At 44.6% G+C, this 25,908-nt stretch carries 22 protein-coding genes; 20 read left to right on the forward strand and 2 right to left on the reverse strand.

Annotation, left to right across the window (positions count from 1 at the left end):
• Positions 1-3: 3 nt before the first annotated feature.
• Positions 4-582 (reverse strand): hypothetical protein, encoded by a 579-nt coding sequence (locus BLR15_RS05885; protein WP_092985648.1) that lies wholly within the window; start codon positions 580-582, stop codon positions 4-6.
• Positions 583-709: 127 nt separating this feature from the next.
• On the opposite strand from BLR15_RS05885, the gene cysK reads away from it, so the two are divergent.
• The 4 genes from cysK to BLR15_RS05905 all read left to right on the forward strand — a co-directional run bounded on the left by cysK (position 710) and on the right by BLR15_RS05905 (position 4,300).
• A complete protein-coding gene (cysK, locus tag BLR15_RS05890) occupies positions 710-1,627 on the forward strand; it encodes a cysteine synthase A (protein WP_092985650.1) in 918 nt (305 codons plus the stop codon).
• A 42-nt stretch (positions 1,628-1,669) separates the two neighbouring features.
• The gene (locus tag BLR15_RS05895) at positions 1,670-2,197 is read left to right on the forward strand and encodes a GNAT family N-acetyltransferase (protein ID WP_092985652.1); all 528 of its coding nucleotides are present in this window, start codon (positions 1,670-1,672) and stop codon (positions 2,195-2,197) included.
• Between the two features lie 50 nt (positions 2,198-2,247).
• Positions 2,248-2,931: a metal-dependent hydrolase gene (locus BLR15_RS05900; RefSeq protein ID WP_092985654.1), complete on the forward strand. Its 684-nt coding sequence runs from the start codon at positions 2,248-2,250 to the stop codon at positions 2,929-2,931.
• Between the two features lie 103 nt (positions 2,932-3,034).
• Positions 3,035-4,300, forward strand: coding sequence for a DRTGG domain-containing protein (locus tag BLR15_RS05905; RefSeq protein WP_092985656.1), 1,266 nt, complete (start codon positions 3,035-3,037; stop codon positions 4,298-4,300).
• Between the two features lie 35 nt (positions 4,301-4,335).
• On the opposite strand, the gene BLR15_RS05910 is transcribed toward BLR15_RS05905, so the two are convergent.
• Positions 4,336-4,689, reverse strand: a complete 354-nt coding sequence (locus BLR15_RS05910) for a YtpI family protein (RefSeq protein WP_092985658.1) — start codon at positions 4,687-4,689, stop codon at positions 4,336-4,338.
• Positions 4,690-4,765: 76 nt separating this feature from the next.
• Between BLR15_RS05910 and BLR15_RS05915 the strand changes: the two genes are divergently transcribed.
• From BLR15_RS05915 to BLR15_RS05990, 16 genes are all read left to right on the forward strand, one after another.
• Complete coding sequence (locus BLR15_RS05915) at positions 4,766-5,737, forward strand: DHH family phosphoesterase (protein ID WP_092985659.1); 972 nt, start codon at positions 4,766-4,768, stop codon at positions 5,735-5,737.
• A 17-nt stretch (positions 5,738-5,754) separates the two neighbouring features.
• Positions 5,755-8,898: a DNA polymerase III subunit alpha gene (locus BLR15_RS05920; RefSeq protein WP_092985660.1), complete on the forward strand. Its 3,144-nt coding sequence runs from the start codon at positions 5,755-5,757 to the stop codon at positions 8,896-8,898.
• A 71-nt stretch (positions 8,899-8,969) separates the two neighbouring features.
• A complete protein-coding gene (locus tag BLR15_RS05925; protein ID WP_092985662.1) occupies positions 8,970-10,199 on the forward strand; it encodes an NADP-dependent malic enzyme in 1,230 nt (409 codons plus the stop codon).
• A 3-nt stretch (positions 10,200-10,202) separates the two neighbouring features.
• The gene (locus BLR15_RS05930) at positions 10,203-10,616 is read left to right on the forward strand and encodes a FadR/GntR family transcriptional regulator (RefSeq protein ID WP_092985664.1); all 414 of its coding nucleotides are present in this window, start codon (positions 10,203-10,205) and stop codon (positions 10,614-10,616) included.
• Between the two features lie 24 nt (positions 10,617-10,640).
• Complete coding sequence (gene accD / locus BLR15_RS05935; RefSeq protein ID WP_092985666.1) at positions 10,641-11,492, forward strand: acetyl-CoA carboxylase, carboxyltransferase subunit beta; 852 nt, start codon at positions 10,641-10,643, stop codon at positions 11,490-11,492.
• The gene (locus BLR15_RS05940; RefSeq protein ID WP_092985668.1) at positions 11,492-12,445 is read left to right on the forward strand and encodes an acetyl-CoA carboxylase carboxyltransferase subunit alpha; all 954 of its coding nucleotides are present in this window, start codon (positions 11,492-11,494) and stop codon (positions 12,443-12,445) included. The genes accD and BLR15_RS05940 overlap by 1 nt, the downstream gene beginning before the upstream one ends.
• Positions 12,446-12,560: 115 nt before the next feature.
• Complete coding sequence (pfkA, locus tag BLR15_RS05945; protein WP_092985670.1) at positions 12,561-13,520, forward strand: 6-phosphofructokinase; 960 nt, start codon at positions 12,561-12,563, stop codon at positions 13,518-13,520.
• A gap of 13 nt (positions 13,521-13,533) precedes the next feature.
• On the forward strand, positions 13,534-15,294 hold the full coding sequence (gene pyk / locus BLR15_RS05950; protein WP_092985672.1) for a pyruvate kinase: 1,761 nt from the start codon (positions 13,534-13,536) through the stop codon (positions 15,292-15,294).
• Between the two features lie 120 nt (positions 15,295-15,414).
• Positions 15,415-16,185 carry a hypothetical protein gene (locus tag BLR15_RS05955; protein WP_143003934.1) on the forward strand — a complete coding sequence of 257 codons (771 nt, stop codon included), beginning with the start codon at positions 15,415-15,417 and terminating at the stop codon, positions 16,183-16,185.
• A gap of 235 nt (positions 16,186-16,420) precedes the next feature.
• Positions 16,421-17,536, forward strand: a complete 1,116-nt coding sequence (locus tag BLR15_RS05960) for a citrate synthase (protein WP_092985676.1) — start codon at positions 16,421-16,423, stop codon at positions 17,534-17,536.
• 15 nt (positions 17,537-17,551) lie between these two features.
• Complete coding sequence (gene icd / locus BLR15_RS05965) at positions 17,552-18,823, forward strand: NADP-dependent isocitrate dehydrogenase (RefSeq protein WP_176754073.1); 1,272 nt, start codon at positions 17,552-17,554, stop codon at positions 18,821-18,823.
• A 160-nt stretch (positions 18,824-18,983) separates the two neighbouring features.
• Positions 18,984-20,555 (forward strand): AbgT family transporter, encoded by a 1,572-nt coding sequence (locus BLR15_RS05970; RefSeq protein ID WP_092985680.1) that lies wholly within the window; start codon positions 18,984-18,986, stop codon positions 20,553-20,555.
• Between the two features lie 104 nt (positions 20,556-20,659).
• Positions 20,660-23,260, forward strand: coding sequence for a DNA polymerase I (gene polA, locus BLR15_RS05975; protein ID WP_092985682.1), 2,601 nt, complete (start codon positions 20,660-20,662; stop codon positions 23,258-23,260).
• An 8-nt stretch (positions 23,261-23,268) separates the two neighbouring features.
• Positions 23,269-24,132, forward strand: coding sequence for a DNA-formamidopyrimidine glycosylase (gene mutM / locus BLR15_RS05980; RefSeq protein ID WP_092985684.1), 864 nt, complete (start codon positions 23,269-23,271; stop codon positions 24,130-24,132).
• A gap of 24 nt (positions 24,133-24,156) precedes the next feature.
• A complete protein-coding gene (gene coaE / locus BLR15_RS05985) occupies positions 24,157-24,756 on the forward strand; it encodes a dephospho-CoA kinase (RefSeq protein ID WP_092985686.1) in 600 nt (199 codons plus the stop codon).
• 72 nt (positions 24,757-24,828) lie between these two features.
• Entirely contained in the window at positions 24,829-25,833 is a 1,005-nt protein-coding gene (locus tag BLR15_RS05990; protein ID WP_092985688.1) for a glyceraldehyde-3-phosphate dehydrogenase, read from the forward strand.
• Positions 25,834-25,908 lie beyond the last annotated feature (75 nt).

The following is a 25,908-nucleotide window of genomic DNA, read 5'->3' on the forward strand; positions in this document are numbered from 1 at the left end:
CTTTTAAGGATGAATGTAGACCATATCGAAAGGAATGCTTTTGGTCAGTTCATCGCGTTTCTCTTCTGAAGATACCACCGGAATGATTTCAATCCTTTTTTTGGCATGGATTTTTAATTTGGCCAGCGGCTGCAGTTCACTGTAATTATTAAAATCGATATGTCTGATGTCGAACATTACGCCGGAGACGTCGTATTCGATGAGTTCATCCAGAATCTGGCTCTGCCTGAAATACGGGATTTTTGAAAATGAAGGCCCGATAATGAAGTGCCTGTCGCCGATCAGTTTGGATAATTCATTGACGAACATCGAATCGATATGATGGTGGTTGTCTGTGAATATCTGATCTGTTATATAACCGTCGACATTTTTGAAGTGTTTTATCGTTTCGAAAATGATGTTCTTATGCATAAAAACATCATTTTCCTCCAGATGATCGACACTTGTGAAAATTTCAACATCAGGGTTCAGGGCCCTCAGCATATCAGGAAGGGCCGGGTTGGGAGCATTGAAATTGTGCTGGGACATCACCACAGATGGATGTTCCGTATTTAGACTGTGAATGTGAAACAGTGTTTTCATTTTATTCACCTCGAGAATATATTAACATATACTCGGTTGGAATCAGATGATTATAATTCCTAGTTATTTGATATGCAAAATGATTTCATATATAATTTTAATGACTCTGATATAAAGGTGATAAAAAATGACACGATATAATGATATGACTGAATTGATTGGGAACACACCGGCAGTGAAACTGAACAGCGTCGTGCCGGAAGACTGTGCAGATATTTTTGTGAAATTGGAATTCTTCAACCCGAGCAGAAGTGTGAAGGACCGTGCAGCCTATAATATGATCAGGAAGGCTGAAGAAGACGGCATCATCAAGCCGGGAGACACTCTGATAGAGCCGACAAGCGGCAATACGGGGATCGGCCTTGCGATGAATGCTGCTGCAAAAGGATACAGAGCAATTTTTGTACTGCCCGATAATATGACTGAAGAACGAATCAACCTGCTGAAAGCATACGGTGCGGAAGTGGTTCTCACTCCGAGCGATGAGAAAATGCCGGGTGCAATCAAAAAGGCAAAGGAACTGAAGGAAGAAATTCCGAATGCCTTCATACCGCAGCAGTTTGAAAACTATGCGAACCCGGATATTCACAGAACGACGACGGCGCTTGAAATAATGGCGCAGATGGACAATGATCTGGATGGGTTTGTGGCAACTTCAGGCACCGGCGGCACAATAACAGGTACAGGTGAAACGCTGAAGAAAAAACTGCCGGTCCTGCATGTCGCTGTCGTCGAGCCCAGCGGCTCACCGGTATTGTCCGGAGGACAGCCGGGCAAGCACAAACTTGTCGGTACTTCCCCTGGCTTTGTACCGATCATTCTGAACGAGGATGTATATGATGAGATCATCCAGATTGATGATGATGATGCGGTGAATATGTTCAGGAGGCTGGCCAAAGAAGAGGGGCTCTTTGTCGGACCGTCGGCGGCAGCGGCTGTACATGCAGCAATCATGGTCGGCAAAAAGCTCGGCAAAGGCAAAAGGGTGCTGTGTATCGCACCGGACTCCGGTGAGAGATACTTGAGCATGGGACTGATCGAATAGTACGGTTTTTATTTTAAAGATTCGCTTTAAGGAGAGTTTTAAATGCTGGAAAAGCTGGACGAAACAGATTTTGATGAAATATTTAAAATATTGGAAGAGGCGTTCCCGCCAAGTGAACGCCGTACAAAATCGGATCAGAGAAAACTCATGGAGTTGGAAGAGTATACAGTATTCGGCTTGAAGGAAAGCGGCGATCTGATCGGTATTGTGGCGGAATGGGAAGGGCCGGAGTATCGTTTTGTCGAACATTTTGCAGTGGATGAAGCATACCGGGGCAATGGGACCGGCTCGAAGCTGCTAGATGACTATAATGGCTTGAGCGGCAAGCCCGTTGTGCTGGAGGTCGAACCGCCTGAAAATGATATCCAAAAGAAGCGCATCAGGTTTTATAAGAGAAACGACTATCATTTGACGGAGTACAGCTATGTCCAGCCGACGATCAATGCGGATATTAAAGGTGTGCCGCTGGTTTTGATGACATACCCCGACCAATTGACTGACGACCGGTTTTTATCGATTAAAGATTGGCTGTTCAGCACCGTATATAATAAAGAAAAAATGATTAAATAACCCATCTTTAGGGAAGAGTTTAAAAACAATCTCTTTGGAGGGAAAAATTCATGAATATTAGTTTTCATGGTCATTCTATTGTCTTAATTGAAAATAACGGTAAAAAAGCGATTATTGATCCGTTTATCAACGGTAATGAATTGACGGATTTAAAAGTGGATGATGTTAAAGTCGATTATATTATTTTGACGCATGGTCATAACGACCATGTGGGCGATACGATTGAGATTGCCAAAAATAATAATGCGACTGTCATCGCACCTGTCGAGCTTGCAGATCTGATGGACCAGAATGGTGTTGAAGCGGTCGGTATGAATATCGGCGGCACTGTCGACTTTGAAGCAGGGACCGTCAAAATGGTCCATGCATTCCATTCATCCAGCTTTACGCATGATGATGGAACAATCCAGTATACAGGCATGCCGACCGGCCTCATACTGAATGTTGACGGCAAGAAAATCTACCATGCCGGAGATACGGGTCTGTTCGGCGACATGAAACTGATCAGTGAAGTCAACGGGCCGATCGACCTGCTGTTTGTGCCGGTCGGTGATCACTTCACAATGGGCATAGATGATGCTTCTTATGCATCGAATGAGCTCATCAAACCGGGCATCGTCGTTCCGGTACACTATGACACGTTCCCACCGATCAAAGCAGATACCGGCAAATTCAAAGAAAAAGTGAACGCGGACTGCCAGGTGCTCAAACCCGGGGAATCCGTTAAATTTTAATGAATGGTATTATTGATGACCTGCAGTACTGCAGGTCTTTTTTTTATGGGTCTTTATTATAAAAAAGGTCTTAAATTCAGTATAATGGTCTTAAGGTGATGAAATGGCTAAATCAAAATTGGAAATAATTATAGAATATATCAAAGGTCTGCCGGAAGGCACGAAAATTTCGGTGAGGCAGGTGTCGAGCTACCTGGGTGTGTCGGAAGGGACGAGTTACCGGGCGATTAAACAGGCGGAAAAAGAGGGTCTGGTCAAGACCATCGAGCGTGTCGGCACGATACGGATCATCAAACAAGAGGACCATATCGTCGGCAACCTGACTTTTGAACAGGTGAACCGTGTGATCCAGGGGACGGTGCTCACTGGCGCAGCTTATTTGAACCGTGAAATCAGCCGGTTTATCATCGGGGCGATGAGGACCGAGGAAATCGAGAAATATTTGGAAGACAGTGCATTTCTCATTGTCGGCAATCGTGAGGACGCCCAGCTGAGAGCAATCAATAATGGGGCCGGTATTTTAATTACCGGCGGTTTCGGCGCTTCGAGGGAAATTTTGAAAAAGGCTGAAGCGAGCGGGGTCCCGGTAATTTCCACAGAACACGATACTTTCAGCATCGCGTCCATCATTCACCGGGAACTGTACAGTCTGTCACTGATCAGCGAGGTCATTACCGCGAATGATCTGATGATCAAGCAGAGCGATTATTCCATCGATCTGAACGGTGATTACTCCCGTTTCGTCTCCAATGATAAAATCACTTTTTTAGTCGATGGTGACAGATTTCTTGGCACTTTAAGATCGCAGGATATCCACTCCATCAATAGGGATAACTATAAAAATTATTTGCATCATGATATCCATGTTCTGCCGAATACGACGATTCAGAGCCTCAGGCAGCTGATGACATGGCACCAGCTGAACATCATGCCCGTAGTCAGTGAATCCCAGCGGTTTGTCGGCGTCGTCCACCGGAGAGACGTGTTTAAAGACATCACGCCGCACAAGCTGAAGACGGGCATGTCGACAGAAGAGATCATTGACCGTGAAATAACAATCAAGGAAGATTCCATCCATATGAAAGTGCTGCCCTTTATGACGGATGAATTCGGCACGCTCACCCAGACGGGGTTCATGCGTCTTGTCGAGCGGATGCTCATGACACTGCTGAACGATTACGACATCATGAACTACCATATCGACTCCATGAACATGACAAACTTGAAACTTGTGCAAATCAACCAGCATATCCAGCTGAAAGGCGAAATCCTCGATCTCGGCGGCCAGTATATCAAACTCGAAATCAGGACGGTCACAGACGGCACCGTCTATAACAAAGTCGGCATCATGGTGCAGTATTTCAAATAAAAAACCGGCAGATCATAAAATCTGCCGGTCCTTTTCTACTTGTTCCTGCCTTTGTTTTTCTCAAATTCTTCCCAGGCTTTTTCTTCAATCGGCAGGTTTCCTTTAAACTTTTTACGTGCTTTGTTGAAATACCAGATATTATAAGCACCAATGAGGATAAAGATAATACCGACAATGTAGGAAACTGCCGTACCGAACTGAATGATTGAATTGAGTCCGAAACTGAGCATCATGATACCCAGCCAGATTCTTGAAATACTGTTGTAGTAAACAGTACGCACTTCACGGTTGGTACGGAACTGCCTGATTTTGTACAGTATGAACATGAAGAGTGAGACTAACAAAAGTGTGACAAGTGCTGAAACGATTATTTGATACGCTAGTTCCATCGGTTACAACTCCATTCCTCATGTAGTATAATATTTTATAATTACTTAGTAAATCATTTTAAAGGGAGAATTCACATTGTTCACAAATTATATAAAAGATTACACATCCATAAAAGAGAACTACAAAGACATTTTGAACTTGATCAACCAGTATGACCACATCATCATATACAGGCATGTCAGACCGGACCCGGATGCGTACGGCGCCCAGCTCGGACTGAAGGAAATCATCAAAAAGATTTTTCCGAATAAAACAGTCAGTGCGCTCGGAGAAGGTGAACCGTCCCTCGATTTCCTCGGGACGATGGATATCGCGGAGATCAGGGAAGATGCCTTATACATCGTAGTCGATACCGCAAACCGTGACAGAATTGACGGTGATATACCGGATGGCGCCAAAGTGGTGAAGATCGACCACCACCCGGACCACGATCCGTTCGGTGATATCAACCTTGTTGAAACCAGTGTATCTTCGACTTCCGAACTGCTTTTTCTGATTGCGAACCTGTGGGGCTATGACAATGACTTCATCAACGATGAAGCGGCGAAGTTGTTATATATGGGCATCGTCGGCGACACGGGAAGATTTTTATTCAATAATACGACAGGCATGACGCACCATGTAGCATCGGAACTGAAAAAATATGACTTTGATCCGACTTCTCTGATCGAAGAGATGAATAAGACGTCGATAGAATCGTTCAGGTTCAAAGGCCACCTGATCAGCAATTTCAACCTGCGGCCAAGCGGCGTGCTGTACACTTTCGTCAGCCAGGAGGACCTGAAGGAATTCGGTGTGAGCGGCAATGAAGCGAGCCTTTCCGTCAATCTATACAGAGACATTGATGAAGTGAAAGTATGGTTCATGGCGATCGAGGAAGAAGATGAAATCAGAGTCAGACTGCGATCGAAATCGGTCATCATCAATGATGTCGCCCACCAGTTCGGCGGCGGCGGACACCCGCTCGCTTCAGGCATCAGACTTGATCATAAAGATGAAATCGAAACTCTGGTAAAGGCACTGGAAGACAAAATCGAAAATGATTGATTGGGAGGCATCTGTAAATGATCAATTTAAATGTCCATTCGAGTTATGAATTTTTAGCCAGCAATATACAAATTGATCCTCTTTTAAAACTCCTGAAAGAAGATAATCAGAGTGCGGTTGCGATTACAGACCTGAATCATATGCACGGCATTTATCAGCTGCTGAAAAAAGCGCCGGAATATAATATTAAACCCGTTGTCGGCATGGAAGTGCTTGCCGACAACGGACTGAGCGGTATCCCTTTAATTTTGCTTGCCAAAAATAATAAGGGATATCAGTCTTTGATCAGGATATCCGCGATGCTGTCATATAAAGATATAACCAGAACACCTTTGGAATTTTTACAGAATAATGCCAATGACCTGCTGGTCATCGCGGTGACCGATGAAGGGGCGGAACTGCTCGGCGAGCTTACAAAAGTGAGTGACGGAGACAAATACATATCCATGGACACCGGGGCAGCTTCATACAAGAGAGTGTTCATGCACAGCGCACGGTATATGAAGAAAGAAGACAGGAAAGCGCTCAAAGTGCTGAATGCGATCAGGGACAACGACAGGCTGGAAGCGCACGATCTGACCGCAATTTCGGGTGATGAATATGTGCTGAAAAAAGAAGATATCACCGAAGAGATAAAACCGTTCCTTCACGTGAATGAAGAGATTGTCGAAAAATGCAATGTGACCATGCCGAAAGTTAGTACGACCCTGCCGCATTTCCCACACCCCGATAATGATGACTCAGATCAATTTTTATGGCAGCAGCTGAATAAAAGGCTCGGTGAGAAAACTGACGGCAGTGAAAAGTATAAAGACAGGCTGCAGTATGAATTCGATGTCATCACCAAAATGGGATACTCTGATTATTTCCTGATAGTCAGCGACGCTGTGAACTATGCCAAAAATAATGACATCTACGTCGGACCGGGGAGGGGGTCTTCAAGTGCGAGCCTCGTGTCGTACCTGTTGAATATCACTGAAGTGGACCCCCTCAAATATAATCTGCTGTTTGAACGTTTTCTCAACCCTGCCCGTGTAACGATGCCGGATATCGATATCGACTTCGAAGATACGAACAGGGACCAGATGATCACTTACTTGAATGACAAGTACGGACAGATGAACGTGTCGAATATTATTACATACGGTACACTCAGCGCCAAGATGGCGGCACGGGATGTCGGGCGTGTATTGAAATTCAGTGATGAAACACTTAAATATATATCGAATATGATAGGGACCGATCAGAGCGTCAGCCTGACGGAGGCATTCAACAGCCAGGCATTTAAAAAGCTCGAGGCTTCAGATGATAAGTATAAAGTATATAAGGAAATCTGCCTGTCCATCGAAGGGTTGCCGAGACATCCGTCCACCCATGCAGCGGGTGTATTGGTCAGCGCAGACAAACTGACAGAGAAAGTGCCGATCATGTTCACGGAAGGACATACGATCAGCCAGTGGGCCATGAACGAAGTGGAAGCGGTCGGGCTGTTGAAAATCGATGTTCTCGGCCTCCGGAATCTGACATTGATCAGAAGAATGGTCAATATGATCGCCTATAAAGGGGAGTCCATCGATATTCACAATCTAAAAGAGGATCCGAGGGTGTATAGACTGCTGAGCCATGGTCTCGGCCTCGGCGTCTTCCAATTGGAATCGACAGGCATACGGAAAGTGATGAGGGATGTAAACCCGACTGAATTTATGGACCTGGCGGCGGTGCTGGCACTTTACAGGCCCGGTCCTATGAAGGAAATACCGAACTTCGTCCGCGGCAAGCACCAGCCTGAAACCGTGACGTATCCGCATGAGGATATTAAAGAGATTTTGCGGGAGACGAACGGTGTCATCGTCTATCAGGAACAGATCATGCTCATTGCGAGCCGTATTGCAGGATATTCATATGCAGAAGCGGACATATTGAGACGCGCGATGAGCAAGAAAGACCGTGAAACGCTGCTGAAGGAGAAAGAGAAATTTCTAGGCGGAGCTAAAGACAAAGGCTACGCTGCCAGTCTGGCAGAACATATATTTGAACTGATACTGAAATTCGCCGATTACGGTTTCCCTAAAAGCCATGCGGTCGCATATTCGAAGATCGCCTATATCATGGCATACATCAAAACGCGTTATCCAGCCATTTTCTATGCTGTCATCTTAATGCAGAATATCGGCAATCATGCCAAGATCATCGAACTTTTAGAAGAGATGAAGATGTTGAAAGTGAAAATCCATCCTCCGAACATCAACTTGTCAAGAAGCGGCAATATTGTAAATGACGGTGTGGTGCTCGGTTTGAGCATGATTGAAGGCGTCACTTATAAAGTGGCGGAGTCCATCATCGAAGCGCGGCAAGACGGGGATTTCAAAGATATTTACGATTTGAAGACGAGAGTGGACAACAAACTGTCGGAAAAAGTGCTGACCAATCTGGTACTGTCCGGCGCTCTGGATGACTTTGAAGAAAACAGAAAAACGATGCTCCAGTCGCTGGCGAATTTGAGAGACATCAATTCGGAAGAATTCTCGCACAACTCCTTTTTGAGCGCACTTGGCTTCAATGTCAAAAAAGAATACCAGTATGCCGAAGAGATGACCCGGATGGAAATGATAGAGGGAGAAAAAGCGGCCCTCGGTTTTTATTTATCAAGCCATCCGATCCGGCTCATCCAGAGAGAGAACCAGTCTATACCGTTCAACATGTTCAGCCAGCAGAGGAATTACGGCACATACCTGGTCTTTTTGGATGAACTGAAAGTCATCAAGACGAAAAAGGGTCAGAACATGGCTTTTGCAAAAATAACGGACGGCGTGACTGATATGGATGCGGTCATCTTCCCCAATGTATATTTTACCGAGCACCCGAAGCTGACTTCACAGGCTCTTGTCGTGAGGGGCAGGCTGGATGAACGGAAAGGACAGCCGCAGCTGATCATCGAAAAGGTGGATGAGCTGGAAACGTTTAAAGCAGAGTATTTACAGCGCATAAGAAAAATTTATATTAGAAATAAAGACCGGTATGACTTTGGTGATCTGCTCGGTGACAAAGGGATCGTCATCTATTCATTCGAAGACGGCGGGAGTCTCGGCAATATACAAACTGAGCGGCTTAGGGAGCTGCAGGAAAAAATTAATCCAAGTGATTTGAGATTTATGACCTAAGTTGTTGTGTATCGATGAATATTTTGATATATTACAGTGGTATGACCACCACATGGAGAAAGGTTGATTGAATGTCTTTAAGAGATGATGCACTGCATATGCACAAAATTAACCAGGGCAAACTAAGCGTAAACTCGAAAGTCGAGTTGAAAGATAAGACGGATTTAAGTCTGGCATATTCACCCGGGGTTGCTGAACCCTGCAAAGAGATATACGAAGATCCGAATACTATATTCAATTACACCATCAAAGGGAATACTGTCGGCGTCGTAACAGACGGTTCAGCTGTACTCGGGCTGGGCAATATCGGTGCGAAAGCAAGTCTGCCGGTGATGGAAGGTAAAAGTGTACTGTTAAAATCATTTGCAGGTGTGGACTCTTTTCCAATCGCACTTGAAACCAATGATGTGGATGAAATCGTCAATACTGTGAAACTGATGACACCTGTTTTCGGCGGTATCAATCTGGAAGATATATCTGCACCGCGATGCTTCGAAATTGAAGAAAGACTGAAAAAGGAAACGGATATTCCCGTATTCCATGATGATCAGCATGGTACGGCCATCGTCACCGTCAGCGGCCTGCTCAACGCCCTGAAACTGACAGACCGTTCTTTCAATAAGATCAAAGTCGTGCTGAACGGCGCAGGGGCCGCAGGTGTAGCCATAGTCAAACTTCTGAACAGTTTCGGCGTCAAAGACCTCATCATGTGTGATTCAAAAGGTGCGATATACGAAGGCCGTCCAAACGGCATGAACCCGATTAAAGAAAAAATCAGCAAGTATACGAATTTGAATAATGAGCAGGGACCGCTTAAAGAAGTGATTAAAGGTGCAGATGTCTTCATCGGTGTTTCGGTGGCGGATGCACTCTCAGCGGATATGGTCAAATCAATGGCGGATGATTCCATCATATTTGCCATGGCGAACCCAAACCCTGAAATCATGCCGGATGCTGCACATTCGGCTGGTGCGAAAGTTGTCGGTACGGGCAGAAGTGACTTCCCGAACCAGATCAATAATGTGCTCGCATTCCCGGGTATTTTCAGAGGGGCGTTGGACGTCCGTGCCACGCATATCAATGAAGAAATGAAGAAAGCTGCAGTCCGAGCGATTGCGGACCTCATCGAAGAGGACGAGCTGAGCAGTGATTATGTCATCCCGGATCCATTCAATAAATATGTCGCACCTGAAGTTGCAATGGCTGTGGCAGAAGCTGCAATGGAGTCAGGTGTCAGCAGAATAAAAATAGATTCAAAATCAGTGTATGAAAAAACACTGAAGTTGACTGAGACGGTGTAGAAAATGACTGAAAAAAAAGGACTGGAGTCTGTCATTGAAGAAATCTATATGATCATCGACCAAGAGCAGATGCAGGTCGGACAAAAACTCCCGAGTGAAAGATACTTGAGTGAAAATCTGAATGTCAGCAGACAGAGCGTCAGAGAAGCCTTAAGGGCGCTTGAATTTCTGGGCATCATCTATGTGAAAAGAGGAGAAGGAACATACCTTGCCGACATAGACAGCCATCAGCTTTTCGAGCTGATTGCCAAATACCTGGTGCGGTCGGATAAACAGCGCCGGGAGCTGATGGAATTTCAAAAGATGATAGAAGACTACGTTGAAGAGAAAACGGATGAAAAAAGTACTGTGATGTCATATGATAATAAAATCATGAGAAAAATATATGTGATTTTAAAGAAATATACAGGACAATAAGCGGTAAAAATGGGGAATTATACTATGTTAAAAGATTTGTTTTTCAAGTTGAACAATAAAGTGAATGATAAAAAAGAACCGGGTGTCTTTGAATCGAATGAATCGATTATAACAAAGTGCCCGAATTGTAAAAAGATTCTCTACTCGAAGGAGTTATACAAACGTCTGAATGTCTGTTCCAACTGTGACCATCACCTGATGATCACAAGTACCGAACGGATGGATGCACTTTTGGACGAAGACTCGGGAACGGCACTTTTTGAAGGGATCACGTCGTTGAATCCGCTGGAATTCCCGAACTACGAGTCAAAACTGGAAAAAGACAGGGAGAAGACGGGATTGAATGAAGCGGTCATCGTACACGAAGGTACGATAGATGGATCTCCTGCTGTCATCGCGATCATGGACCCGAGATTCCGGATGGGAAGCATGGGTTCTGCAGTCGGTGAAAAACTGGCCAGGGCATTCAACCATGCCACTGAAAAGCGCATGCCTGTCGTAGTATTTACGGCAAGTGGCGGTGCGAGAATGCAGGAAGGCATCATTTCACTCATGCAGATGGCAAAAGTCAGCGTAGCCGTTGAGAAACATAATAACGCAGGACTTTTGTATATCGCATATATGACCAATCCGACGACAGGCGGCGTATCAGCAAGCTTTGCATCGGTCGGTGATATCAATCTGGCTGAAAAAGGGGCACTGATCGGCTTTGCGGGACGCAGGGTAATCGAAGAGACGATCAAGGAAAAACTGCCTGATGATTTCCAGACGGCTGAATTTCTGCTTAAACACGGCCAGCTTGATGAAGTCGTCGACAGACGGAATATGAGAGACTACTTAAGCCGAATTCTAATGATGCACAGCGAGGTGAAATAATGGCTTTTGAATTTGAAAAACCATTGCAGGAGTTACAGGATAAGATCAAGGAACTTGAAAAGTATGCATCCAAAAACAAACTGGACCTTGCCAAGGAAATCAGTTTTCTTGAAAATAAACTGGAAGATAAAAAGAAAGAGATCTATGCGAATCTGACGCCGTGGCAGAGAGTTGAAATCGCCCGTTATATCCATCGCCCGACAACACTTGAATACATCGAAACATTATTTGATGATTTCATCGAGTTTTACGGTGACCGGGTATACAGCGATGATCATGCGATTGTCGGCGGCATCGCCACATATAAGGATATTCCTGTCACTGTCATCGGCCATCAGCGCGGCCGTGATACGAAAGGGAACATCAAACGGAATTTCGGCATGGCACATCCGGATGGCTACAGAAAAGCGTTAAGACTGATGAAGCAGGCGGATAAATTCAACCGGCCGATTATCTGTTTTATAGACACAAAAGGCGCATATCCCGGAAAAGCAGCCGAAGAGCGCGGGCAGAGTGAATCCATCGCGCGCAACCTGGTTGAAATGGCAGGGCTTAAAGTGCCTGTCATCAGCATTGTCATCGGGGAAGGCGGCTCAGGCGGCGCACTGGCACTCGGTGTATGCAACCGTCTGTTAATGCTTGAAAACGCGACTTACTCCGTCATATCACCGGAAGGTGCTGCGAGCATCCTTTTCAAAGATGCATCATTAAAAGAAATAGCAGCAGAATCATTGAAAATCACAGCAGGCGACCTTAAGGAACTCGGCATCGCCGACGCTGTAATCAAAGAGCCGGACGGCGGTGCACACCAGGATAAGGAATATGTTTTTAAAAGTCTGGATGAGACACTCCATGACTACTTGTCCGAGCTGTCGAAACTGTCATCTGATGAACTGGTGGACGACCGTTTCAACAAGTATATGTCCATCGGAGAGTATAAAGAACTTACTTGAGCAACCTGAAAAAAGGTTGCTTTTTTTATTCGTTTTATTTTCCTGTTACAATATGATGGATAGATTAAATTGTATATGCTATTTTAAAAGTAAGAAACAGAGATGGGGGCTATTTATGAAGAAAATTGCAGTATTGACAAGCGGTGGAGATTCCCCAGGAATGAATGCCGCCATAAGATCTGTAGTGAGAAAAAGTATATTTGAAGGATATGAAGTATATGGTGTATATCAGGGTTTCCAGGGACTGATCAATGATAATATAGAAAAGCTGGAACTTGGTGATGTCGGTGACATCATCCAAAGAGGGGGAACGAAACTGTTCAGTGCAAGATGTCCGGAATTCATCGATGCAGGGGTGCGTCAAAAAGGTCTCGACAACCTTCAGAAATACGGCATCGATTCGCTGGTCGTCATCGGGGGTGACGGCAGCTACAGAGGCGCACAGAGATTGAATGAAGAAGGGATCAAAACAATCGGTGTGCCCGGAACGATTGATAATGACATCAACGGCACGGACTTCACCATCGGTTTTGATACGGCATTGAATACGGTTGTTGACGCAGTCGACAGAATCAGGGATACTGCAACGAGCCACGAAAGAACATTCATCATAGAAGTGATGGGCAGAGACGCCGGCGACCTTGCGCTTTGGGCCGGCCTTGCCGGCGGTGCCGAAACGATTTTGATTCCTGAAGCGGCGGCGGATATAAAAGCTGTGGCCGAAAGAATCGAAACCGGGATGAACCGTGGTAAAAAACATTCCATCATCATCGTTGCAGAAGGTGTCATGTCCGCACAGGAGTGCGGGGTGGAACTGAGAAAATACATCAACGTGGATACGAGGGAAAGTGTGCTCGGCCATATGCAGCGCGGCGGCAAGCCGACTGGCAATGACAGGGTGCTGGCTTCAAGACTCGGTGCACTTGCCGTGGATTTACTGAAAGATGGTATTTCGGGATGTGCTGTGGGTATAGAGAATAACAAGCTTGTTGAAACAAAGTTTGATAAGATATTCGAAGAGAGACATCAGATTGACAGAGCACTATATAAGCTTTCACAGGAGTTATCAATTTAGGAGGATATCATTAATGAGAAAAACAAAAATTGTTTGTACAATTGGACCTGCATCAGAATCACCGGAAATGCTGGAAAAACTAATGACCGAAGGTATGAACGTTGCGAGATTGAACTTTTCACACGGTGATCATGAAGAACATTCAGCACGTATTAAAAATATCAGAGATGTCGCTCGAAAATTGGATAAAACAGTTGGTATTCTACTGGACACGAAAGGTCCTGAAATGAGAACACACTCAATGGAAAACGGTGCGGTTGAACTGAAAAAAGGACAGGCTATCACTGTTTCCATGCAGGAAGTGACGGGAACATCAGAGAAATTTTCCATATCATACGAAGGTCTGATCAACGACGTTGACACAGAAGACAGAATTTTGCTGGATGACGGCCTGGTCGAACTGAGAATAAAAGAGATCGACAAGGAAGCAGGAGAAATCCACTGTGAAGTTTTAAATGACGGGCTGCTTAAAAACAAAAAGGGTGTGAACGTTCCGGGTGTCTCGGTAAACCTGCCGGGCATCACTGAAAAAGACGAGAGTGATATCCTTTTCGGGATTGAACAGAAAGTCGATTTCATAGCGGCAAGCTTCATAAGAAGAAATAAAGATGTGCTTGAAATACGTGAACTGTTGGAAAACAATGATGGAAACTATATTAATATCATTCCTAAAATTGAAAACCAGGAAGGCATCGACAATATTGATTCCATTCTTGAAGTGTCAGACGGCCTGATGGTGGCAAGAGGGGACCTGGGTGTCGAAATTCCACCGGAATCAGTGCCTATGGTACAGAAAGAGCTGATTAAAAAATGTAATCTGATCGGCAAGCCGGTAATTACAGCGACACAGATGCTGGATTCCATGCAGGTAAATCCGCGTTGTACACGTGCTGAGGCGAGTGACGTGGCAAACGCAATATATGACGGTTCCGATGCCGTGATGCTGAGCGGTGAAACAGCAGCAGGGGATTATCCGGTGGAAGCGGTCAGAACAATGGCTTCAATCGCAGTTTCTGCAGAGGAAGCCCAGGATTATAAAAAGCTTCTGTCAGACAGAACAAAAGTCCAGCAGACGAATCTTGTGACCGCGATTGGTGTTTCTGTTGCGCACACTGCACTCAATTTAAATTCCAAGGCAATTGTCGCTGCAACAGAATCCGGACATACAGCGCAGATTATTGCGAAATACAGACCGCAGGCGGATATCGTTGCAGTGACGCCTTACGGATATGTGGCAAGACAGCTTGAATTGATATGGGGCGTGCAGCCGATTGTTGAAGACGCCACGAAAGATACGGATACACTTTTAAATACTTCTGTATCCGTCACGCTTGAAAAAGGCTATGCGAGCTACGGTGACCTTCTGATCATCACTGCGGGTGTACCGACCGGTCAGGCAGGAACGACGAACTTGATGAAACTTCATGTTGTCGGCGATGTATTGATCAAAGCACAAGGTATCGGCAGAAGAAGCACAGTGGCCGAAGTTGTGACGGCGGACAACCTTTCAGAATTGAAATCGAAAGATATCAAAGATAAAATTGTCGTCCTCACTTCGGTTCAGTCCGAGATGACGGAATTGCTGGAAGAGGCGGCAGGGCTCGTCACTGTGGAAGGCGGATTGACCTCCCACGGTGCAATCGTCGGCCTGAACCTTGAGCTTGCGACAATCGTCGGTGCAAAAGACGCGTTTGAAATATTGAAAGACGGTGACCTTGTCACTATCGATTGCGCACAGAACTCCATTTACAGCGGACATGCAAACGTACTTTAATACTCATTTTACACCCCATTACCGTAATAGACGGCTGATGGGGTGTTTTTACATGGTATACATTAAATATTTGTTTCACTCTAATTTTTTCACTGGTATAATGATTTTGAGGTGTTGACTATGAAGAGAAATTTATTAATGACTGCGATTTTTGGATTGCTATTATTACTTTCAGCATGTAATGGTAATGGGGAAAATGAATCTGAATCTAATGGAGAAGAAAGCTCTGAAGGAGAAACTCAGGAAACAGGAGAGGAATCTGAAGAGGGAGGGGAAGAAACATCCGGCGAAGCATCTTCCCTTTCTGCCGATGAGCTGATTGACGGGGCGGTGGAGAATTGGTCGGATACCGAGAGTTATGAACTCAATCAGATATATAACATGTCAAACGGAGAGGACTCAAATCCGATAAGGACAATCACTACCCACAGTGACCAGAATGAACTTAAAGTTGCCATCAACAGCAATGATGTGACAACAACGCACTATATCATCGACGGCGAACACTACATCTACAAAGGTGAGTCGCTTGAGCTGCAGGATGAAGATATGGATATTGAAAACTCTGCTTACAGTGATCTGATCGGCCAGCTGGAAAACTACAGATCCGGTGAAGTCACAGAAACAGACAACGGGTACTCGCTTGCTGTTCAGTTTGAAAACCAGGAGGATATCAGCAGTTTATTGACAGAAGGAGCAGGAGACATCATTGAAGACGCCGATGACATTTCGGGTGAAATGACACTCTCTTTCGACAGTGACTATAAATATGAGGGCGGAGAATTGAATGCTGTCGTAAACAGCGATGGTGAAGAATATGAGCTGTCATCGACCATTTCAATCGAACGGATTGGCAATATACCTGTCATAGAAAAGCCAAGCGGGATGTAGAAGAAGTAATCATAAGAGAAAGTTATTTTGAATCATAAGATAATTCAACATTACTTATCATAATTGAGGTTTTGAATTATGATGCTGAAAAGGCTTTAATGATAGCGTCTGGCGGACTTTAAGTAAAATCTTTCACAAAACATGACATTATATTGAATTATTCACAATATCTTATTCTTTGATATAATAGGAGAAACTATAAATATATCTATAGTAATTTAGAGGAGGATTTAAAATGCCTGAGAACAAAGGTTTAGAAGGGGTAGTTGTTGCTAATTCCAAGATCAGTTCAATCATCGGTTCACAATTGACCTATGGTGGTTATGAAATAGATGATCTTGCTGAAAATGCACTGTTTGAGGAAGTGGTTTATCTGTTATGGAACGATAAGCTGCCGACTGAACAGGAGCTGGAAGCATTCAATAAAGAACTGTTTGATCTGATGAGTTTGGATGACAACATTTATAAGCATTTTGAATTATACCCGCTTGATAAAGTACATCCTATGTCGGCAGTCAGAACAGGTCTTTCACTGACAGCCCACTTTGATGAAAATGCTGAAGACAAATCATTGGAGGCGTCACAGCAGAAAGCGGTGCGCATACTCGCACAGCTGCCTGCACTTGTTGCAGCATTTGCACGACTGCGCAATGGCAAGGATGTTGTAAAACCTAAAGAAGGACTGACATATGCAGCGAATTTCCTGTATATGCTGAACGGTGAAGAGTCGACGGATACAGAAATAGAAGCGATGAATAAAGTGCTCGTACTGCATGCAGACCATGAGCTGAACGCTTCCACGTTTACAGCGCGTGTCTGTGTCGGAACTGAATCGGATGTATACTCCGGTGTCACTGCGGCGATCGGTGCCCTTAAAGGCCCGCTTCACGGCGGTGCAAACGAACAGGTGATGGCGATGCTGAAGGATATCGGTACACTTGATAAAACGGACAGTTACATTCAAAAGAAATTTGAAAACAAAGAAAAAATCATGGGGATGGGCCACAGAGTATACAAAGAAGGCGACCCTCGTGCGAAATATTTAAAAGATATGTCTAAGAAACTGACAGACGAAAGCGGCAACAGCGAGCTGTTTGACATTTCAAAACGAATCGCTGAGATCGTTAAAGAAGAAAAAGGCCTTCTGCCTAACGTCGACTTCTTCAGTGCAACTGTCTATCACTCCATGGGCATTGAATCAGATCTCTTCACACCAATCTTTGCAATAAGCCGTGCATCAGGTTGGACAGCGCATATTTTAGAACAGTATGCAGATAACAGACTGATCAGACCAAGAGCAGAATATATCGGTGCAACAGACAGAAAATACGAACCAATCGAAAATAGATAATTTGGAGGAAAATTAATTATGGCTAGTGAAAAAATCACAACTAACAATGGTAATTTGACTGTACCAAACAAACCGGTTATCCCATTCATCATCGGTGACGGCACAGGCCCGGACATCTGGAACGCGGCACAAAAAGTATTAGACGGTGCTGTTGAAAAAGCATACAACGGAGAAAAAGAAATCGAATGGAAAGAAGTGCTTGCAGGACAGAAAGCTTTCGATGAAACAGGAGAGTGGCTGCCTCAGGAAACGCTTGATGCAATCAACGAATACCTTATTGCAATCAAAGGACCACTTACAACACCAATCGGCGGCGGTATCCGTTCACTGAACGTTGCACTGCGTCAGAAATTGGACCTTTTCACATGTCTGCGTCCGGTAAGATATTTTGACGGTGTCCCTTCACCGGTTAAACGTCCGGAAGATACTGACATGGTCATCTTCAGAGAAAACACTGAAGACATCTATGCAGGTATCGAATTCCAGGAAGGTTCAGAAGATGTTAAGAAAGTGATTGATTTCATCCAAGGTGAAATGGGCTCTGAAAACATCCGTTTCCCTGAGTCTTCAGGTATCGGTATCAAGCCGGTATCAAAAGAAGGTACTGAGCGTCTCGTACGTGCAGCGATCAACTATGCAATCGAACACAACCGTCCTTCTGTCACTTTAGTTCATAAAGGTAACATCATGAAGTTCACTGAAGGTGCGTTCAAAGCATGGGGTTACGACCTTGCTGAAAGAGAATTCGGCGATAAAGTATTCACTTGGAAAGAGTATGACAAAATCGTTGAAGAAAAAGGCCGCGAGGAAGCGGACAAAGTACAGGGAGAAGCGGAAGCTGCAGGTAAAATCATCGTTAAAGATGCAATCGCGGATATCTTCCTACAGCAGATTCTCTTGCGTCCGAAAGAATTCGGCGTAGTCGCTACGATGAACCTGAACGGTGACTACATTTCCGATGCGCTTGCTGCACAGGTCGGCGGTATCGGAATTGCACCAGGAGCGAACATCAACTACGAAACAGGACATGCAATCTTTGAAGCGACACACGGTACTGCACCTAAATATGCAGGACAGGACAAAGTGAACCCTTCATCAGTCATTCTTTCAGGCGTGCTGCTTCTTGAGCACATCGGCTGGACTGAAGCTGCAAACCTGATTACTAAGGCGATGGAAAAAACAATCGCTTCTAAAGTAGTCACTTACGATTTTGCCCGTCAGATGGATGGCGCTAAAGAAGTGAAATGTTCAGAGTTCGGTGAAGAACTAGTTAAGAACATGGACTAATAAAAATTCATTTCAAGAGGAATGGTCAGATTGACCATTCTTCTTTTTTCTTTGTTTGAAAACATTTTCAAAACCATTTGATAATATGGCTGCAACCATTTATAATATAAGCCGTTATCTTTATTTTAAGATTACTTATATTTTTGGGAGGAAGAATGGAATGGAAAATGGTAGAAGTAAAAAAGGTCTCCTCCAAAAGTTCCTGGATTTTGTAGAATGGCTGGGCAATAAACTGCCTCATCCAGTTACATTATTTGCAATACTGGCAGGTTTGACACTGCTTGCGTCTTGGCTATTCGCAAGTATGGGCGTGTCGGTGCAACACCCTGGGGAAGAGGAGACAGTTTCAGTAACGAATCTGCTCAACGGAGAGGGTATTAATTACATATTCTCCACGATGACAGATAATTTCATTAATTTCGCACCGCTTGGCGTGGTATTGGTAACGATGCTCGGTATCGGTGTGGCGGAACATTCAGGTTTAATCAGTGCAGCGCTTAGAGGTTTTGTACTGTCAATACCTAAAAGTCTGATCACTGCAGGACTTGTTTTTGCAGGTATCATGTCATCACTTGCTTCTGATGCGGGTTATGTTGTACTGCCGCCGCTCGGCGCAGTCATATTTCTTGCGCTCGGCAGACACCCGATTGCGGGTCTCGCTGCAGCATTCGCAGGTGTATCGGCAGGTTTCTCTGCAAACCTGCTGATCAGCGGTACGGACGTCATGCTTGCCGAACTGAGTACGGCGGCAGCACAGACGATCGACCCGGCTTATGCAGAAACGATGAATGTCACCATGAACTGGTTCTTCATTGCAGCAAGTGTGTTCATGCTGACACTGGTCGGCTGGTTCGTCTCTGATAAGATTGTCGAACCGAGACTGGGTAAATACAATTCTGCGGATGCTCCGGAAGATGCCGGTGACGATGAAGCGGAAGATTATATGGCACCGCTGACGAAAGTTGAGAAGAAGGGCTTATGGGCTGCTTTCATTTCAGTAGTCATCGGGCTGGGGCTTGCACTTTCGCTCGTAGTATTTCCAAATTCACCGATGAGAGGCACTGAAGGCACTTACATGGATACGATCATCCAGTCGCCGTTCATGTCATCACTTGTGCCGATCATAGCGATCCTGTTCTTCATACCGGGTCTTGTATTCGGTATGGTGACACGCTCGATCAAGAACGATAAAGATGTTGCGAACCAGATGTCAAAAACCATGGCATCCATGGGGATGTTCATCGTCCTTGCATTTACTGCAGGTCAGTTCGTTGCATATTTCAATGAGTCCAATCTCGGGCTTGTCATCGGTGTCAACGGCGCCGACCTGCTTGAAAACCTGAACTTGACAGGTATACCTCTGATCATCGGATTCATGGTGGTCACGGCGTTCATCAACCTGTTCATAGGCAGTGCGAGTGCAAAGTGGGCGATGATGGCACCGATATTCATACCGATCATGATGCAGCTCGGCTACTCGCCTGAGCTGACGACGATGGCATACCGTGTTGCGGATTCATCTACGAACATCATCACACCGCTCATGACATACTTTGCAATCATCATCGCGTTCGCACAGCAGTACGTCAGAAATATCGGTATCGGTACATTGATTTCGGTCATGCTGCCGTACTCCATATGTTTCTTCGTATTCTGGGCAGTGATGCTCATCGTGTGGATGCTTATCGGATTACCACTCGGACCTGGTGCACCAATACATTACGAAGGCTGATAAAAGATATTAAAGACGCAGTTAAAACTGCGTCTTTTTCTTTTCTCTGTTAAAATGATATATATAATCCGAGGAATGATAATTTATATTGAGGAGCATGACTCATGAAGAAATTGATCTTAATAGACGGGAACAGTGTGGCTTTCAGGGCATTTTACGGATTGCCTCTATTGTCCAATCAGAGCGGTCTGCATACGAATGCGATATTCGGCTACGCAAGACTGCTGGAAAGAATCATCAAAGAAGAAGAACCGACTCATTTCATGGTTGCTTTCGATGCCGGCAAATCGACTTTCAGACATAAGGAATATAAAGACTATAAAGGCGGCAGGCAGTCGACGCCGCCCGAGCTCGGTGAACAGTTTGCACCGATCCGGCGACTGATTGATGCGTACGGCATCAAACGCTTTGAACTGGATGAGTATGAAGCGGATGATATCATCGGCACACTGTCCATGATGGCGGATGCTGAAAAGATGAAGACGATTGTTATCACGGGTGATAAGGACCTGACGCAGCTTGCGAGTGAGCACACGGTCATATACTTCACTAAAAAGGGCATCAGCGACATTGAGGAGTATACACCTGAACATGTCCGGGAAATCTATGACCTGACACCAGAACAGATCATCGACTTGAAAGGTCTGATGGGTGATAAGTCGGACAATATTCCGGGTGTCCCGGGTGTAGGGGAGAAGACTGCCCTGAAGCTGCTCCACCAGTTTGGCACAGTCGAAAATGTGCTGGAAAATTCAGATTCAGTGAGCGGCAAGAAACTTCAGGAGAAGCTGAAGGAGTTTTCTGAAGAGGCTCTGATGAGTAAGAGCCTTGCGACAATACACCGTGAAGTGCCGCTTGATTTCAAGCTCAGCGACCTGGAGTTTAAAAATGATACCGAGGAACAGAAATACGAGCTGTTCAAAGAGTATGAATTCAACTCACTGCTTGAGAATATGGAAGCGGCAGAAACTGAAGACATCAGTGATTTCAATGTGGAGCACACGGAAAATCTTCATGAACTCGGGACAAAAGTGTCCATCCATCTTGAAGTGCATGCGGATAATTATTTATATAACAAGCCGGAATTCATTGCAGTGACAGACGGTGAGAAAGCGTATGTCAGAAGCATTGAAAGTATTGATGAAAAGCAGCTGGAAGAATTTTTGAACAGCAGGGAAGATGTCAATGCCTATGATATAAAAAGGCAGATTGCACTGCTCAACCAGCTGGGTATCAGTTTTAACAATTTCAGCAATGATATCATGATGGCGAGTTTCCTGCTCGATCCGTCGACAAAGATAATCGATGTTTCAGAAACGGTCGGCCCTTATGGCATAAATATTAACAGTGATGATTTCCATTACGGAAAAGGAAGGAATAAAAAGAATCCTTCCGAAGAGGAAACAATTGAATTTCTGACGGATAAAGTGATGGCGGTTCACAAAGCAAAAGATAAGATGACCGCGAAACTGGCTGAAGATGAAATGTCAGAACTTTATTATAATCTGGAAGTGCCTCTGTCAAAAGTGCTTGCAGATATGGAAATCAGAGGTATACGTGTCATGCCGGAACGTCTTGTGGGAATGGAAGAAGAAATCGACAGCCGGCTGAAAGAAATTCAGTCACGAATCTTTGAGTTGGCGGGAGAAGAGTTCAATATCAACTCTCCGAAACAACTCGGCGTTATACTTTTCGAAAAGCTTGAACTGCCTGTCATCAAAAAGACGAAGACCGGATATTCCACTGCGGTGGATGTACTCGAAGCACTGCTTGATAAACATGAAATCATACAGTATCTGCTCGACTACCGTACATTATCAAAACTCCAGTCGACATATGTCATCGGCCTTCAAAATGAAGTGAAAGAGGATTCCAGAATCCATACGCGTTTCAATCAGACCCTCGCCCAGACCGGCCGTCTTTCATCGGTGGAGCCGAACCTTCAGAACATACCAGTCCGTCTGGAAGAGGGCAGGAAAATCAGGCGTGCGTTTGTGCCTAAAGACGATGATCATGTACTGCTTGCTCTTGACTATTCACAAATCGAACTCAGAGTGCTTGCTGCAATTACGGGTGATGAAACGATGGGTGAAGCCTTCTCGGGCGATCTTGATATCCATACAAAAACTGCGATGGAAGTCTTCGGTGTGGAACGTGATGATGTGACATCGACAATGAGGCGCAACGCAAAAGCGGTAAACTTCGGTATCGTATACGGTATCAGCGACTACGGTCTCAGTCAGAACCTCGGGATTACACGTAAAGAAGCGAAGACATTCATCGATAATTATTTGAATTCATTTCCAAAGGTCAAAGAATTCATGAAGTCTATCGTCCAGGATGCGAAGCGTGACGGCTATGTCAAAACATTGCTCAACAGACGCAGATATACACCGGATGTACACAGCAGAAACTTCAATGCGAGAAGCTTTGCGGAACGGACTGCGATGAACTCCCCGATTCAGGGCAGTGCAGCGGATATCATCAAACTTGCTATGGTAAATTATGCAAAAGATGAAAAAGCACAGTCCTTTGATGCTGAACTGCTGCTTCAAATACACGATGAACTGATCTTCGATGTGCCTAAAGATGAAGTGGAAGAGTTTTTGACAGTAATAAAAGATATTATGGAAAATGCGCTGGATATCGGTGTGCCGCTGAAAGTAGAACATGGTTACGGCAGTGACTGGTACCAGGTGAAGTAGGTGTAAAGGTGCCGGAATTACCAGAAGTTGAATTGGTTAAAAGAGAATTGAAAACAGTGGAGAATTTAACGATTGAAGATGTTAAAGTTTCGGACAAGGTCGTTGAAGGGCATAATGCCGGAAAACTGACAATCGTCAAGGAGCCTGTTGATATATTTATCGAAAACACAAAGAATATGGATATACTGTCACTCGGACGCCGAGGCAAATATTTGTACTTCATACTGCAGAATGACCATCAGGTAAAATACCTTATTGGTCATTTAGGTATGAGCGGTGCTTTTTTTCATCTGAACAGTCTGGATGAAATAGTGGAGCATAATTTCAAAGTGCACTGGCATGTGATATTTTACCTGTCGGACGGCAGCATGCTGGTCTATTCAGATATAAGACGTTTTGGAGAACTGAGAACCATCGGTAAGCTGAGTGAGTTTCTGCCGGTTGTCCGGATGGCACCGGAGTATGATACAGAAGAAGCGAAAGAACATTTCCTGAATGCAGTCAAAAGTCCCAATAATGCTGCCAAAACGATCAAGAGTGTCCTTATGGACAGCACAGTCGTCACGGGCGTTGGAAATATATATGCAGCGGAAAGTCTTTATTCTGCCAAAATATTGCCGACAAGAAAAGCGGGCAACATATCAGTTAAAAGGCTTGAAGGTCTATACCAGGAGATCGTTGATGTATTCGAACTGTCACTGTCCCATGGCGGATCGACGATTTCGGATTACCGCAGTTCGACCGGCGGCAGCGGGGAGATGCAGAACAGATTCCAGGTATATCAGTGTAAAATCTGCCCGGCAGGGCATGATATAACTACTAAAGTCATCGCAGGCCGAAATACATTCTACTGTACAAAGTGCCAGCGTTGAATGAATTAAGAGAGGGTTGCAGCAATGTATAAAGTGATAGGGTTGACCGGCGGCATCGCCAGTGGAAAATCGACTGCATCCGACTACATAAGAAGTCTTGGCTTTGAAGTACTCGATGCAGATGTCTATGCAAGAAAAGTCACCGAAAAAGACAGTGCGGGCTATCATAAAATCATAGAAGCTTTCGGTACGGATATTTTAGATGAAAATAAAGAGATCGACCGCAGAAAACTGGGGGAAATCATCTTCAATGATCCTGAGGAACGCAAAAAGCTGAATGGTATATCCCATCCGGAAATCCGCCGGATGATGAATGCGGATCAGGAGGCGTTTTTAAAACATAACCATGTATTCCTGGACATTCCGCTGCTGTTTGAAAACGGTCTGGATAAAAATTGTGATATCACGATTACCGTCTATGTGACAAAAGAGAACCAGATGGAAAGATTGATGGAACGTAACAATCTGACTGAAAAAGAAGCGGCGTCCAGGGTGAACAGCCAGATGTCACTGGATGAAAAAAAGAATTTGAGCGATTATGTATTTGATAATAATAATGATAAAAAAGAGCTGTTTGATCAGATCGATGAATTTGTCGAAATGCTGAAAAAACAGCAATTATAAAAATACCGCTTTCATGGATTTTTAAATGTGTTATACTATTTATGAAAAAGCATAACATAAAGGAGATTTGTCATGAAAAAAGTTGCGATAAATGGCTTGGGAAGAATAGGTAGAATGGTATTCAGAATTGCATCGGAATCTGAACATTTAGAGGTTGTTGCAGTCAATGCAAGCTATCCTGCTGAAACTCTTGCCCATTTAATTAATTATGATTCAACTCACGGGAAGTGGCAGAAAACGGTTGAGCCAAAAGTGGGTGCCCTTGTAGTTGACGGTCATGAAGTAAAAATTACAAGCGATCGTAATCCTGAAAATTTACCATGGTCGGATTTGGGGATAGATATTGTATTTGAGGCGACTGGCAAATTTAATAACGAATTGGGCGCGTCCGGCCACATTAAAGCCGGCGCCAAAAAAGTCGTTCTGACAGGGCCGACAAAAGGCGGAAATGTCCAGACGGTTGTCATGGGTGTCAACGATGAAACGTTGAGTGTCGATGATTACAATGTGTTTTCAAATGCATCATGTACAACTAACTGCCTGGCACCTGTAGCCAAGATTTTAGATGATGAGTTCGGTATCAATAATGGATTGATGACAACTGTCCATGCATACACGAACGATCAGAAAACTATAGACAATCCACATAAGGATCTTCGCCGTGCACGTTCAGCAGCAGAAAACATCATACCGACTTCAACAGGTGCGGCTAAAGCACTCGGTGAAGTACTGCCTCAGCTTAAAGGCAAACTGGACGGCCTGGCGCTCCGTGTACCGACGCCGAACGTTTCACTTGTCGATCTGGTCGTCGACCTGGATAAGGAAGTGACTGCTGAAGAAGTGAACAAAACATTTGAAAAGTATGCTGAAGGTGAAATGAAAGGCGTTCTCGGTGTTACATATGAACCGCTCGTATCCAAAGATTTCAATACGGATCCGAGAAGTTCAATCATCGATGCCAGCCTGACGATGGTCATGGATGACAACAAAGTTAAAGTGCTTGCATGGTACGATAACGAGTGGGCGTACTCAAAGCGCACGATTGAACTTGCAGAAAAAATTGCAGAAGAACTTTAACCTTCAGAAAGGTCCGGAACAATGTTCCGGGTCTTTTTTATTTTCTTTAGTATAGAGAATGAACAAAATTTGATA

It is taken from the genome of Lacicoccus qingdaonensis (genome assembly GCF_900101075.1).
Taxonomy (GTDB): domain Bacteria; phylum Bacillota; class Bacilli; order Staphylococcales; family Salinicoccaceae; genus Lacicoccus; species Lacicoccus qingdaonensis.

What these genes read in the sequence shown, in the direction of transcription:
- BLR15_RS05885 (WP_092985648.1), bottom strand. Translation starts at nt 582, where the DNA reads ATGAAAACACTGTTTCACATTCACAGTCTAAATACGGAACATCCATCT.
- cysK (WP_092985650.1), top strand. Translation starts at nt 710, where the DNA reads ATGACACGATATAATGATATGACTGAATTGATTGGGAACACACCGGCA.
- BLR15_RS05895 (WP_092985652.1), top strand. Translation starts at nt 1,670, where the DNA reads ATGCTGGAAAAGCTGGACGAAACAGATTTTGATGAAATATTTAAAATA.
- BLR15_RS05900 (WP_092985654.1), top strand. Translation starts at nt 2,248, where the DNA reads ATGAATATTAGTTTTCATGGTCATTCTATTGTCTTAATTGAAAATAAC.
- BLR15_RS05905 (WP_092985656.1), top strand. Translation starts at nt 3,035, where the DNA reads ATGGCTAAATCAAAATTGGAAATAATTATAGAATATATCAAAGGTCTG.
- BLR15_RS05910 (WP_092985658.1), bottom strand. Translation starts at nt 4,689, where the DNA reads ATGGAACTAGCGTATCAAATAATCGTTTCAGCACTTGTCACACTTTTG.
- BLR15_RS05920 (WP_092985660.1), top strand. Translation starts at nt 5,755, where the DNA reads ATGATCAATTTAAATGTCCATTCGAGTTATGAATTTTTAGCCAGCAAT.
- BLR15_RS05925 (WP_092985662.1), top strand. Translation starts at nt 8,970, where the DNA reads ATGTCTTTAAGAGATGATGCACTGCATATGCACAAAATTAACCAGGGC.
- BLR15_RS05930 (WP_092985664.1), top strand. Translation starts at nt 10,203, where the DNA reads ATGACTGAAAAAAAAGGACTGGAGTCTGTCATTGAAGAAATCTATATG.
- accD (WP_092985666.1), top strand. Translation starts at nt 10,641, where the DNA reads ATGTTAAAAGATTTGTTTTTCAAGTTGAACAATAAAGTGAATGATAAA.
- BLR15_RS05940 (WP_092985668.1), top strand. Translation starts at nt 11,492, where the DNA reads ATGGCTTTTGAATTTGAAAAACCATTGCAGGAGTTACAGGATAAGATC.
- pfkA (WP_092985670.1), top strand. Translation starts at nt 12,561, where the DNA reads ATGAAGAAAATTGCAGTATTGACAAGCGGTGGAGATTCCCCAGGAATG.
- pyk (WP_092985672.1), top strand. Translation starts at nt 13,534, where the DNA reads ATGAGAAAAACAAAAATTGTTTGTACAATTGGACCTGCATCAGAATCA.
- BLR15_RS05955 (WP_143003934.1), top strand. Translation starts at nt 15,415, where the DNA reads ATGAAGAGAAATTTATTAATGACTGCGATTTTTGGATTGCTATTATTA.
- BLR15_RS05960 (WP_092985676.1), top strand. Translation starts at nt 16,421, where the DNA reads ATGCCTGAGAACAAAGGTTTAGAAGGGGTAGTTGTTGCTAATTCCAAG.
- BLR15_RS05970 (WP_092985680.1), top strand. Translation starts at nt 18,984, where the DNA reads ATGGAAAATGGTAGAAGTAAAAAAGGTCTCCTCCAAAAGTTCCTGGAT.
- polA (WP_092985682.1), top strand. Translation starts at nt 20,660, where the DNA reads ATGAAGAAATTGATCTTAATAGACGGGAACAGTGTGGCTTTCAGGGCA.
- coaE (WP_092985686.1), top strand. Translation starts at nt 24,157, where the DNA reads ATGTATAAAGTGATAGGGTTGACCGGCGGCATCGCCAGTGGAAAATCG.
- BLR15_RS05990 (WP_092985688.1), top strand. Translation starts at nt 24,829, where the DNA reads ATGAAAAAAGTTGCGATAAATGGCTTGGGAAGAATAGGTAGAATGGTA.